Annotated in this window: 13 protein-coding genes; 11 read left to right on the top strand and 2 right to left on the bottom strand. The window is 46.0% G+C overall.

Annotated elements, in window-relative coordinates:
• Positions 1–31: 31 nt before the first annotated feature.
• From nifD to ACZ449_RS19130, 8 genes are read left to right on the top strand one after another with little or no spacing between them, the layout of a single operon-like run.
• Positions 32–1,645, top strand: coding sequence for a nitrogenase molybdenum-iron protein alpha chain (nifD, locus tag ACZ449_RS19165; RefSeq protein ID WP_464257658.1), 1,614 nt, complete (start codon positions 32–34; stop codon positions 1,643–1,645).
• A 1-nt stretch (position 1,646) separates the two neighbouring features.
• Positions 1,647–3,035 (top strand): nitrogenase molybdenum-iron protein subunit beta, encoded by a 1,389-nt coding sequence (gene nifK, locus ACZ449_RS19160; RefSeq protein ID WP_464257657.1) that lies wholly within the window; start codon positions 1,647–1,649, stop codon positions 3,033–3,035.
• Between the two features lie 27 nt (positions 3,036–3,062).
• Positions 3,063–4,418, top strand: coding sequence for a nitrogenase iron-molybdenum cofactor biosynthesis protein NifE (gene nifE, locus ACZ449_RS19155; protein ID WP_464257656.1), 1,356 nt, complete (start codon positions 3,063–3,065; stop codon positions 4,416–4,418).
• A gap of 1 nt (position 4,419) precedes the next feature.
• Positions 4,420–5,748, top strand: coding sequence for a nitrogenase component 1 (locus ACZ449_RS19150; RefSeq protein ID WP_464257655.1), 1,329 nt, complete (start codon positions 4,420–4,422; stop codon positions 5,746–5,748).
• A gap of 31 nt (positions 5,749–5,779) precedes the next feature.
• Positions 5,780–7,027: a nitrogenase cofactor biosynthesis protein NifB gene (gene nifB, locus ACZ449_RS19145; RefSeq protein ID WP_464257654.1), complete on the top strand. Its 1,248-nt coding sequence runs from the start codon at positions 5,780–5,782 to the stop codon at positions 7,025–7,027.
• Positions 7,028–7,046: 19 nt separating this feature from the next.
• On the top strand, positions 7,047–7,664 hold the full coding sequence (locus ACZ449_RS19140; protein WP_464257653.1) for a Fe-only nitrogenase accessory AnfO family protein: 618 nt from the start codon (positions 7,047–7,049) through the stop codon (positions 7,662–7,664).
• 5 nt (positions 7,665–7,669) lie between these two features.
• Positions 7,670–8,710 carry a homocitrate synthase/isopropylmalate synthase family protein gene (locus ACZ449_RS19135; RefSeq protein ID WP_464257652.1) on the top strand — a complete coding sequence of 347 codons (1,041 nt, stop codon included), beginning with the start codon at positions 7,670–7,672 and terminating at the stop codon, positions 8,708–8,710.
• Positions 8,711–8,723: 13 nt separating this feature from the next.
• Complete coding sequence (locus tag ACZ449_RS19130; RefSeq protein ID WP_464257651.1) at positions 8,724–9,557, top strand: beta/alpha barrel domain-containing protein; 834 nt, start codon at positions 8,724–8,726, stop codon at positions 9,555–9,557.
• Here ACZ449_RS19130 and ACZ449_RS19125 read toward each other — a convergent pair.
• Positions 9,554–9,715: a hypothetical protein gene (locus tag ACZ449_RS19125; RefSeq protein ID WP_464257650.1), complete on the bottom strand. Its 162-nt coding sequence runs from the start codon at positions 9,713–9,715 to the stop codon at positions 9,554–9,556. The two genes, ACZ449_RS19130 and ACZ449_RS19125, sit on opposite strands and share 4 nt — an antisense overlap.
• A 23-nt stretch (positions 9,716–9,738) precedes the next feature.
• A complete protein-coding gene (locus tag ACZ449_RS19120) occupies positions 9,739–9,909 on the bottom strand; it encodes a hypothetical protein (RefSeq protein ID WP_464257649.1) in 171 nt (56 codons plus the stop codon).
• Between the two features lie 170 nt (positions 9,910–10,079).
• Between ACZ449_RS19120 and ACZ449_RS19115 the strand changes: the two genes are divergently transcribed.
• From ACZ449_RS19115 to ACZ449_RS19105, 3 genes are all read left to right on the top strand, one after another.
• Positions 10,080–10,634 (top strand): hypothetical protein, encoded by a 555-nt coding sequence (locus tag ACZ449_RS19115; RefSeq protein ID WP_464257648.1) that lies wholly within the window; start codon positions 10,080–10,082, stop codon positions 10,632–10,634.
• A gap of 31 nt (positions 10,635–10,665) precedes the next feature.
• Positions 10,666–11,307 carry a lactate utilization protein gene (locus ACZ449_RS19110; protein WP_464257647.1) on the top strand — a complete coding sequence of 214 codons (642 nt, stop codon included), beginning with the start codon at positions 10,666–10,668 and terminating at the stop codon, positions 11,305–11,307.
• Between the two features lie 149 nt (positions 11,308–11,456).
• Positions 11,457–12,719 carry a L,D-transpeptidase family protein gene (locus tag ACZ449_RS19105; protein WP_464257646.1) on the top strand — a complete coding sequence of 421 codons (1,263 nt, stop codon included), beginning with the start codon at positions 11,457–11,459 and terminating at the stop codon, positions 12,717–12,719.
• Positions 12,720–12,721: the final 2 nt, after the last annotated feature.

Below are 12,721 nucleotides of genomic sequence, written 5' to 3'. Positions count from 1 at the left end.
AGTTAGTAAGGAAGCAAAGGGGGTAAGCAGCATGGCTGTTACTGAAAAGGAGTTACAAGAAATTCTTGACCAATATCCATCTAAAGTTCAGAAAAACCGTACAAAGCACATCCTTATTAAAGATGGAGCTGAGAGCGCGCAGGTAATTGAAGCTAATACCCGCACGATTCCTGGTATTATTACCAACCGCGGCTGTGCCTACGCTGGTTGCAAAGGCGTTGTGCTTGGCCCGCTTAAAGATATGGTTCATATCACCCACGGCCCGATTGGTTGTGGCTACTATACCTGGGGGACTCGCCGTAATAAAGCCAAGTCGGATGATCCCACCCAAAATTTCATTAACTATTGTGTATCCACCGACATGCAGGAAAGCGACATCGTGTTTGGCGGTGAAAAGAAACTTGCTAAGGTCATTGACGAGGTAGTAGAGATATTCCATCCTAAGGCCATTACTGTTTCAGCCACCTGTCCGGTAGGACTAATTGGTGACGATATTGGTGCTGTAGCCCGAGCCGCGGAAACCCGCCATGGGGTTTCTGTCCTTGCCTTTAGCTGTGAAGGCTATAAAGGTGTTAGCCAGTCGGCTGGTCACCATATTGCCAACAACATTCTGATGGAGCGGGTCATCGGGGCTAGCGAAACCGAGCAGGCCGCAGGCAAATATCCTATCAATATACTTGGGGAATACAACATTGGCGGCGATAGCTGGGAAGTTGAGCGGGTCTTAAAAGAGATCGGTTATACCATTGTATCTGTCATGACTGGTGATGGTTCCTATGAAGAACTAAAGAATGCCCACACGGCAGAACTCAATTTAGTTCAATGTCACCGCTCGATAAATTATATCGCGGAGATGCTGGAGACAAAGTATGGTACACCATGGCTTAAAGTCAATTTCATTGGCGTTCAAGGCATCAGTGATTCTCTCAGAAATATGGCGTTGTACTTTGATGATGAGGCACTGATTGCCAAAACGGAGGAAGTAATCGCCGCTGAATTGCTGCGAATAGAACCACTCATGGAGCAGTATAAGAAGATTTGCGACGGCAAGACGGCGTTCTGCTTTGTCGGCGGTTCGCGTGGACATCATTATCAAGGACTATTTGCTGAGCTGGGGATTGAGACAGTATTAGCAGGCTATGAATTTGCCCATCGGGATGATTATGAAGGGCGGCAGGTTATTCCTTCTATCAAAACCGATGCCGATTCAAAGAATATTCCCGAGTTGAAGGTAAGTGTAGATGAACGGCGTTTCCGCATGAAGGTATCACCAGAAAAACTCGAAGAGCTCAAGCAAAAAATCCCGTTGAGCCACTATGCAGGTATGAATGTGACGATGAAGGATGGCAGTATTATTGTTGATGACCTCAACCACTTTGAAACCGAAGAATTCATCAAACTTCTCAAACCTGATATTTTTGCCTCAGGTATCAAGGATAAATATGTGATCCAGAAGATGGGGATTCCGGCCAAACAGATTCATTCTTATGATTACAGCGGTCCCTATGCTGGTTTTAATGGTGCAGTTAATTTTGCGCGAGACGTGAGTATGGGGTTTGCTTCTCCTACCTGGAACTTCATAGTTCCCCCTTGGAAGGATGAACCATTGTTAACCGGTACTGTAAATGAGGAAGGAGTGGCCTGATATGCTGGATTGTACACCAAAAGAACTTAAAGAACGTAATAGTGGCGGTGCTATTAACCCGGCTAAAACCTGCCAACCTCTTGGGGCTATGTACGCCGCCCTGGGGATTCACGGTTGTCTGCCGCATAGTCACGGCTCACAAGGCTGCTGCTCGTTTCATCGCATGCACTTGTCCCGGCATTTCCGGGAACCAGCCATGGCTTCTACTTCGAGTTTTACCGAGGGGGCATCAGTATTTGGCGGTGGTGCCAATTTAAAAACCGCCATCAAAAATGTTTTTTCTATCTATAACCCGGAGGTTATGGCAGTGCACACTACCTGCCTGACAGAGACCATCGGTGATGATATTCCCAGTATTATTAAATCAACCGAGATTCCTGAAGGCAAGGTCGTTATTCATGCCAATACGCCGAGCTACCTGGGATCACACGTTACCGGCTTTTCTAACATGACCAAGGGGATGGTCAGTTATCTGGCAGAAGCCACTTTACCGGTAAAAAAGGAACAGGTCAATATCATACCCGGTTTCGTTAATCCTGGTGATATGCGGGAGATTAAACGTATTGTTAAGGTCATGGGAATTAAGTCAATCATGTTCCCTGATACCTCTGGTGTGTTGGATGCTCCAATGACAGGAAAGTTCACCATGTTTCCTCAGGGTGGTGCGACAGTGGCGCAGATAAAAGACAGTGGAAATTCTAAACTGACATTAGCTCTCGGGCGCTTTGCCTCCGGTGATCCGGCCGAGTTATTGGTCCAAAAATGTCAAGTACCAGCAACTACCTTGAAAACACCGATTGGCATTAAGGCTACCGATGCTTTGCTTGTAGCCTTACGCCGGGCGTTTGCACAAGAAGTACCATACGAGCTGGAAGAAGAGCGCGGTCAATTGGTAGACATTATGACTGACACTCACTTTCACTTTCATGGCAAACAGGTAGGTATCTTTGGTGATCCGGATATTGTTACCGGTTTGACAGAATTTGTTCTGAGTCTGGGAATGAAGCCAGTCCATATCTTAACAGGTACACCGGGCGGGGCCAAAGGATCAGTTACCGGAAGTTTTGAAGAAGAGATTCAGGCTATGCTGGCATCCGCGGGTGTGACAGCTAATGTCAAGGCCGGTGGCGATCTATTTACCTTCCATCAATGGCTCAAGAATAAACCAGTTGATTTGATTATTGGTAATACCTACGGTAAATATATAGCTCGCGCGGAAGATATTCCGCTAGTACGAGTTGGTTTCCCCGTATTGGATCGCAGTGTCCATTCCTATTTGCCGATTGTTGGTTATCGCGGCGCTATGCGCCTGATCGAGAGTATCAGCAATGCGTTATTAGATAGAGCAGACAGGGATGCTGCTGATGAAGATTTCGAGTTGGTTATGTAGTTAGGTTGTTAACCAGGAGGTGAAGAAATGAGCGAGGCGACTGCGGCTATTTCCGAAAGAGATCAATTTATAGCTATCAAAGGACGAAGAAAAAATACAATAAAGTGCGATGCAGACAGTATTGCTGGCTGCGTCAGCCAGCGGGCCTGTGTGTACTGTGGTGCCAGAGTGGTTTTAAATCCGGTTACAGATGCTATTCATCTGGTGCATGGACCAGTTGGTTGTGCGAACTATACCTGGGATATTCGCGGCAGTCTGTCCAGTGGCTCCGAACTTTACCGTAACAGTTTTACTACTGATTTGCGGGAACAAGACATTATTTTTGGTGGTGAAAAGAAACTAGCGCGGATTATTGATGAACTTGTAGCCAAATATCAGGCCAAGCTGGTGTTTGTGTACTCTACCTGTATTGTCGGAGTGATCGGTGATGATTTGACGGCTGTGTGCAAAGCGGCGGCCAGCCGTCATGGTATTGAGGTTATTCCCGTAGAATCCAGTGGTTTTATCGGTAATAAATCAGCTGGTTATCGGGCTGCCTGTGAGGCATTACTGAAGCTCGTGGATCCGGTTGACCGACGTGAAGCAGCCGCTAGTAAAGCCATTAACTACCTGGGAGAATTTAATCTGGCAGGCGAAGCCTGGATTATTAAAGACTATCTCAAGCAGATGGGGGTACAAGTCAACACTGTATTTACCGGTGATTCGACAAGGGACACCATTAAAGGGGCAGCAAAGGCTTCACTCAACATTGTTCAGTGTGCCGGTTCTATGTATTATTTGGCAGGCAAGCTGGAAGAACTGTATGGTATCCCATACCAACAGGTGTCCTTTTTGGGGCTTGACGATACGGCGCAATCGTTGCGTAACATTGCTGAAGCCATGGGTGGCGGTGAACTTAGCGACAAGGCTGAAGAACTCATTCGTCGGGAAACTGACCGAGTGTCACCCATTATTAAAGGCTACCGGGAAAAACTAGCAGGTAAAAAAGCAGCTGTCTACGTTGGCGGTGGGTTTAAGGCTATCTCGCTGATTAAGCAGTTTCGTGAAATTGGTATTGAGGTAGTAATGGTAGGTACGCAGACCGGGCGGCAGGAGGAATATGACACGATTAATGCGCTTGTGAGTGATGGTACTGTTGTCTTGGATGATGCCAATCCGGCAGAACTCGAGCGGTTTATGACTGGGCAGGGAGCGCATTTGTTGGTGGGTGGTGTCAAGGAAAGGCCGCTGGCCTACAAGCTGGGACTCGCGTTCATTGACCATAATCATAATCGCAAACATCCCTTAAGCGGGTTTGATGGTGCCATTAACTTTGCGCAGGAAGTGTACTCTACTGTATGCTCGCCAGTATGGCAATATACTGCTCGTCAAGGAGGTGGCTGATATGGAAAACCCCTGTCATATGTGTATGCCTATGGGTGGAATATTGGCACTTAAGGGCATTGAACGAGCCATGGTAATTGTCCATGGTTCTCAAGGGTGCAGCACTTATATGCGGCGGCATATTGCCGAACATTTTAATGAGCCAATTGATGTCGGCTCCTCTTCACTGAATGAAAAAGGGACAATATATGGCGGTGAGGCTAATCTACGCCAGGCCCTTGATAATATTAGTAAGGTTTATCAGCCGGAATTGATTGGTGTTGTTACCACCTGTCTGGCCGAAACTATCGGGGAAGACATAGCCAGGATAGTGGCTGACTACCGGCAGGAGCGTAAACTAACCATGCCTATCGTGACTGCTAACACTCCCGGTTATGGTGGTAGCCACACGGAAGGCTACTGGCTGACACTCAGACGGTTGGTAGAGACAATGGCAGCAGCAAGCGAACGCCATAACAAGGTTAATGTCTTTATTCCTGGTATTAGTCCGGCCGACATTCGTGAACTGAAACGTTTATTTGCTGCTATGGATTTAGAATATATGTTGTGCCCGGATATTGCGGACACTCTTGATCGTCCGTACCTTGCTAATTATAGTAAATTGCCTGCAGGTGGCACATCCCTTGCGGATCTTTACCGCATGGGTGGTGCTGCAGCAACCATTGAATTGGGTGTTACCCTAGATAGTAATGTATCGCCAGGAAAATATCTTAAAGATACCTTTGGGGTACCACTATATTCTGTACCTATACCTATTGGTATTCAAAACACGGACGCCTTTATGGGTGTGCTAGAAAGTATTAGCGGTAGGAAACGCCCTGCTGACATTGAAAACGAACGGGGACGGCTGATTGATGCCATGATTGATTCCCACAAATATAATTTCGCCGGGCGCAGCGCCATTTTTGGTGATCCTGAACTCGTCTATGCTGTAACGCAGCTCTGCCTGGAAAACGGAATTCGCCCAGTAGTGGTGACTGGGGATAAAAGCGGCAATCTGTCGCGACTTTTACCAAAATCTGAAATGTCAGCCGAAACCATTGTATTATCAGAACCTGACTTTAATTTAGTTCAACAGCAGGCCAAGGCTGGTGGGGCTAATATTGCTATTGGTCATTCAGACGGGCGCTTTCTTACAGAAAGAGATCATATTCCACTAGTGCGATTAGGGTTTCCTATTCATGACCGAGTGGGTGGACAGAGGCTGTTGTCAGTAGGTTATACTGGCACTATGAACTTGCTAGATAGGATTACCAACACCCTTCTAACCGAAAAATACCAGCACTACCGCCAGGATATGTACCAGAAATATTATAGTAAATCATCGTAATTCCCACTTGAAGAAAGGAGGTGGCCGCTCTATGGCGAGCGTGCTTACCGATAAACATCCTTGCTTTTCCAGTCAAGCCCAACATCAATATGCGCGCATGCATCTGCCGGTAGCACCAAGGTGCAATATCAGTTGCAACTATTGCAGCCGCAAGTTTGATTGTGTCAACGAAAGCCGCCCCGGGGTAACAAGTGAAGTATTGTCACCTGCAGAGGCACTTGTAAAATTTGAAAAGGTGAAAGCTGCCATCCCCAATCTTAGTGTGGTTGGAATTGCCGGTCCGGGGGATGCTCTGGCTGATTGGGATGAAACCCGTGAGACTATTGAGCTTATAAAAAAAGCAGATCCCAATATGATGTTTTGTTTGTCAACCAATGGGTTGCTATTGCCGAAATACGCTCCAGAAATAGTCAAACTTGGTGTGCGCCATGTCACAGTAACTGTTAACTGTACTGATCCGGAGGTTGGCGCACAGATCTATGGCGCTGTCAATTATGAAGGTACTCGTTATGTCGGGGCAGAAGGCGCAGCAATCCTCATGAACAACCAACAGGAAGGCATACTGTATTTAGCTGGTCATGGTGTTGTTGTTAAGGTAAACATTGTAATGATTAAAATGGTTAATGACTGGCATATACCTACTGTAGTTAAAAAGGTCAAACAATTGGGTGCTACCCTAACCAATATTATGCCCTTCCTTCCCACGCAAGGTAGTGTATTTTCCGGGTTGCCGCAAACCAATATGCATGATGTTACGGAGATGAGGATGGCTTGTAAGAGTGAACTGAAACAGATGACTCATTGTCGCCAATGCCGAGCAGATGCGATTGGTCTTTTGGGCCAGGACCGTAATAGCGAGTTTAGAGGCTGCGCCGCTGCCACTCCGGTTGAACCAGTTGAGCGTAAGCCAGTGCCGTTTGTCGGTCATTACAAAGTGGCGGTTACTACCCAATCAGGCAAACTGGTTGATTTGCACTTTGGTCAGGCCGAAGAATTTGATATTTATCAAGTAAATAATAGCCGGTATCAATTAGTGGAAACCCGCAGTTTAGAAAAATATTGTACTGGTAACGAGGGCTGCGATAGCGAAGATAAACGTCGAGAGGCTATAATTGCGGCATTGAGCGATTGTGACGCTGTATTGACCATGCGGATCGGTTATCAGGCACAAAAACGTTTATTAAAGCGGGGCATTATGTCTGTGGAATATTGCTATACGGTGGAGAGTGGGCTTTATTATGCCGTCGAACAACTTGGACTAAAAGCTGCGGTCGTGTAAAGGCAAAGGAGGAAAGAACATGGGGCGGGACATAGCGGTATTTATTGGGGACAATGGCAGTACAGCCTCCTTGGACGAACCGGGAAAAGTAGTAGTTTATCGTCGCCAGCAGGGGAAGTGGCAATTGGTTGACTCCTTGCCTTTTCAACTTGACCGCGCAAGCGGTATGGCTGGAGTGCGGCGGCAGCTGGCAGACATGATTCAATGGTTAGGGCAATGTCGGGTATTTGTTGCGCAGGCAGTAGTTGGTTTGTTATACAAAGAGTTGGAATATCACGGGTTTAGTATTTGGGAGTTTGGAGGTCGTCCCGCGGATTTTCTAGAATACATTTTGGTGCAGGAAGAGTTATCCTCCCGCGAGCGTGAGCCAGTAAAATCTACAGTCCCAGCTATTGTTGAGACTGAGCCGGGCTGCTTTCAGGTATCTCTCAAGGATATTCAGCAAAGCGGCAGTGGTTTAACCTCGAAACAAGTATTGCAACCACTTTTAGCAAAGAGTTATTACCAGGTGGAGGTTCTATGCAGTCATATCCCGCCTTGGCTGGAGGCCGAATGGGCAAGTGGACGCCTTGACTGTAAGGCTGAACGCTCAGCGAATGGTGTCAAACTGATGATAAGAAAACAACGTTGCGGGTGATCAATATGAACAAGCTTATGTGGTTGGATCAGACCTTGAATATAGCTGTCAGGCAACAGTATACTGCGCAAAAACTTGTGGATTTTGCCGGTATACTAGCAAGTTTAGGGATACAACAGGCCGTTATTCACCTTGCTGAATGGCAATGTGATCGTCCGGAGTTGGCTGAAGTGCAAAACAAGATTACACTTTATGGGCTGCTTGATTTCGCAGGCTGTAAATTGTCACTGGCCGAGCAGGCAGGTATAACGCAAATGATCTTGGTTTGTGATGCTAAACAGCTGGACTTTGGCGTCAGACTAAAGGAAGTTATGGAGGAAGCCAGCGCGCGCGGCTTGGCGGTAACTTTGTTGTTGGAAGGGCTAGAAGGCCTTACGGCAACCGAATTGTCCGGTATTATAGCTAATCTTAAGCAATACCCGGTTGTTGGTGTTATATACCAACAACGCAAGGGAAATCTGTTCGCGCTATTTGACCAAATAACTCTCCTAAAAAGTAGTTTGGCATGCCCCATAGGCATTTCAGCTAGTAATGCCTATGGCTTGGCAACCGCCAATACTCTGGCAGCGCTGAAGGCTGGTGCTACACAAGTGTTGGCAGCGGTAGGCGGGATTGACGGTTATACTCCCTGGGAAGAAGTGCTTATAGCAGCTAGGCAATTTTTGGGGATCAATACTAAGCTGCCAGGTAAACTTGCCATTGGCTGCTGGCAGATATTCTCTATGTTGAATCTGACGGTTCCGGCAGACAAAGCTGTTATTGGCCCGGCTATTTTTGCGCACGAATCAGGTCTACATGTTGACGGCGTTACTAAAGCTCCGGAGCTCTATGAACCGTTTGCCCCTGAACTGGTAGGACTATGCCGACAGCTTATTGTTGGTAAACATTCAGGGACCGCGGCACTTCGAACAAAATTTGCGGCTTGGGGTATTAAATTGGAAGAAGAAGAGAGTAAGCATTTGCTGGCTGGAGTACGGGCATTAGCTGTTCGGAAAAAAACAGCCCTAAGCGATGATGAACTCCGGAGCTTATATTTGTCAGGCTGAAAGGAGCCGATTTATGCCAGAACTCAAACAAGGTTTTCTTATCGATACCACTTTGCGGGATGGGGAACAAGCGGCCGGGATTGTATTTTCTGCTATGGAAAAGCTGGGAATTGCAATTGCACTGGATAACGCCGGTATTACTTGGATAGAGGCAGGTACCCCGGTTATGGGGCAGGAAGAGGCTGAAGCCATGCGGCTCATCCTGGACGCTGAGTTGAAGGCGGTTGCCTTTTCCTGGAATCGTGCCTGCCGTCAAGATATTGAAGCTTCTGTTGCCTGTGGTTTTGAGTTTTTGCATATATCTGTACCTGTATCTGATTTGCATATTTATCGTAAGCTAAAGCAAAGCAGAAAGTGGGTGTTTGATCAACTTACCCGTGCTGTTTATTTGGCCCAGAGTCATGGCTGTTGTGTATCGGTGGGGGCCGAAGATGCCTCAAGGGCCCATCCCGATCAGTTCTGGGAATTGGCTGAATTAAGTGAGCGTCTAGGGGCCGTACGCATCCGTTATGCAGATACGGTTGGATTGTTAGACCCGTTTAGTACCCGGAAAATAATGAGCGATTTGGCTGTCCGTTGTTCACTGCCGATAGAATTTCACGCTCATAACGATTTTGGATTGGCTACAGCCAATACGGTAACCGCCTTACAAAGTGGGGCAATGTTTGCCAGTGTAACTGCCGCTGGTATCGGTGAGCGTGCAGGTAATGCTGCGTTGGAAGAGGTACTAGCTGTTATGGAAGAGAATCATGGTTTGCCAAAAGGCATTAACCTGGCTGCAACCCAAAAAATAGGCTGCCAGGTGGCAGCCATAAGCAACAGACGAGATATTTTCTATAGCGTTTAAAATGTTTGGTGGGCCTGTCCGTTGCTTTTGCGTTCCGGGCGGGCTTTCTCAATGTTTTTTTTGATTTCCGGGTCGGTGCGAGCACCGGCTAAGATGGTAACAGAGGAGAGGTTTTTGCTAAATCCCTTACCGTGATAATATTTTATTTTAGTTTTCACGGCAGACCTCCTTATAGTAGTCGCTAGTTTTTTAAGCGCTGGTAAAATTCCTGGTACTTTTTAAATACAGGGTCTGCGGCTAAATCGCTATCAAGCTTGTGATCAAGCACGGTTTTAGGGCAGAACTCTGAGGAAAATTCACAGGAGCTGCTTTCCAGGCAATTGTCGCATCCCCTGAATTTGTGCTGTAACACAAGAATCGCCTCCTAGTAGTTTGTTATATATAGTTTCCCGAAAATAACATCAAATTATTACAAAAGGGAGATAAAAAACTTCTGTAAGATTTTCTTAACAATTCGGCACAAAGGCGACTTATTTTGATTATCTATATGGATAATGTTATAATATAAAAAGTAGATTATATATGAAAAGTGGTGGACAAGCCATGCCGATAGGCAAGGTTGGGCAGTTATATATACCAGGGCAAGGCAAGCTGGAAGAGAAGATTAGGTATCGTTTAGATAATGAGGGGCATAGTCTGCTTATTGTCAAAGCAGGAATTAGCGATCAGGAAATTGAAGATATTAAGAGTGGTGTAGTCGAGTTAGGTCTATACATTGATGGTCCTATTATTTTTTTGCTGTTTAAATTGGGGACAGGTAAGTGGAATGATGCGCCCTATTCCTGGCATACTGTGCCGTCAGGTATTCGCGTGTATCCGCAGGAAGCGATAGCTACCGGTACGCTCCAGATTGCGCTGGTAGATGCAACTGATGGTATTGTGAAAGCAGTAGAGGAAGTTGCACTCACGCCAGACTTTGCCGATAAACTTAATGAGTCTATCACCATCCAAGCCAATGGCAGTTTTAACGGCTTATCCTACGCCAAGCATATAAACATGGTGTACAATCAATATGCTGCTGTGGAAATGAGAGAAATGGCTGTGGCGTACATGAGTAAGCGGCCCTTGTTTTCCTAATACATATATTTGTTGAGGGGGAGAAATGAACATGAGCGAATTTAAAACCTGGCACAATCAGACAATTGGTGCTAAAGTCGTGGAAGCTTTGCAGAAGAATCATTTTACGGCTAGCTATGTAAACACCAAGCAAGAAGCATTAGACAAAATCGCTACCCTTATTCCTAATGATGTGACCGTAGGTATTGGCGGCTCATGGACAATTAAAGAAGTTGGTATTGACGCGCTGCTTGAGGAACGGGGCAATACTGTATTTAATCATAACAAACCTGGTTTATCGCCGGAAGAGACACTGGAGATTCGTCGCAAGGAAATGACTTGTGACGTATTTTTAACAGGCACCAATGCGCTTACGCTAAAGGGTGAGCTTGTCAATGTTGATGGCGCAGGCAACCGGGTGGCGGCGATGATCTTCGGGCCCAAGAAAGTAATTGTGATTACTGGCGTTAATAAAATTGTTACCAATCTTGAGACTGCAATGGACAGGATTGAGCTGTTTGCTGCTCCTATTAATAATAAACGGCTAAATCGCCCGAATCCCTGTACGGTTACAGGTGAATGCATGGATTGTCAGGGGCCAACCCGGATATGTAATGTCACTACTGTTATGCATAAAAAGCCAGCAGCTACCGATGTTGAGGTAATTATTATCGGTGAGGAATTGGGCTTTTAATTAAGTACAAGTTAAAAGAGATAAGGTAGCACAGTTATAATGTGTTGCCTTATCTTTTTTTGTGGCTTGTCCAAGTAATTCACGCATATCAATTGCTGCCGATTCATATATGTTATTGTCTTAGGCATTTGCTAAAAGGGGATGGCAGTATGGATGAGAAGCGGGTATGCAAACAGATTTTTTGGATAATTTTAGGATCTATCATGACTATTCTGCCTGTTAATGTACAGGCCATTAAACAGGCTGTGTTGCCGCAAATTATCATCAATCTTCCTAGTCGTACGCTGGAACTGTACCAAGGGGATACTCTGCTCAAGGAATACCCAATTGCCATTGGTAAGCCGTCCACACCTACACCTACAGGGGAATTTTTAATAATGGAAAAAGAGGTGAATCCCTGCTGGTACCCTCCTGGCAAAGGAGCTATAGTGCCGTCAGGGCCGAGTAATCCCTTGGGATATCGCTGGCTGGGTATTGCGCCTATGTACGGCATTCATGGAACAAATGCACCTTGGTCGATTGGGACAGCTGTGTCGAATGGTTGTGTGCGAATGCAGGAAGAAGATGTGGAAGACTTATTTGAGCAGGTTACTTGCGATACGCCGGTTAAGATAGAGTATGAGCGGGTTAAAGTGCGGATAGATGCCAGCGGAAAAGCTTCTATTGGCATCTATCCGGATGTCTATGGCAGGCAGAAAATTACACTGGCTAGTGTTAAACAGGCACTTGCCAGTGCTGGTTTAGATGGTTTAGCGGAAGATACCTACTTGAAGTCATTGATTCAGGAGGTTCCTGACAGGCAAATAGAATTTGCCCAAACTCACAAGCTCAAGATAAACGGAACAATGCGTAGAGAACACATAATTTCAATAGCTGGTGAAAAGCAGATACCTGTTATGGCATTGGCTGATAGTTTAAATACTTCGGTCAACTGGGATGAAAATCAACAAATTGTATCTCGCCAAAATAAAATGGCTCCTGGCAAGAAGCGTGGTAATTCGGTATATATTAGTGTGGAATATCTACCAACATTATTTGGTGGGCGAGAAGTATGGAATAACAAACAAAATTGCCTGGAATTGATGTTGCCTGTGGCTAAATTCGAGGGTCAGATACTATCAGGCGATATTCATCAGAAAAAATCCGGTTGGGTAGTGCCAGCGTTGCCGGTGGCTGCCGTGTTAGGTGAACGCATAAAATGGCAGCCTAATAAACCGGAATTGCTCATTCACGGGAGAGCAGCTCCCATCATGATTGTGGACGGACAGCCATTTATAACCGTTAATGATATGGGACAATTATTTAATATGGCAACCCACTGGGACGGTCAGACGCAAACGCTGGAGTTGTCATATCCATTATATATGGTAGATTATTCGATGTACCTTGATCCTGGTGAAGAGTTTCTTTGAGG

It is taken from the genome of Desulfosporomusa polytropa (genome assembly GCF_055380075.1).
This window is presented reverse-complemented; position numbering and strand designations above follow the sequence as displayed.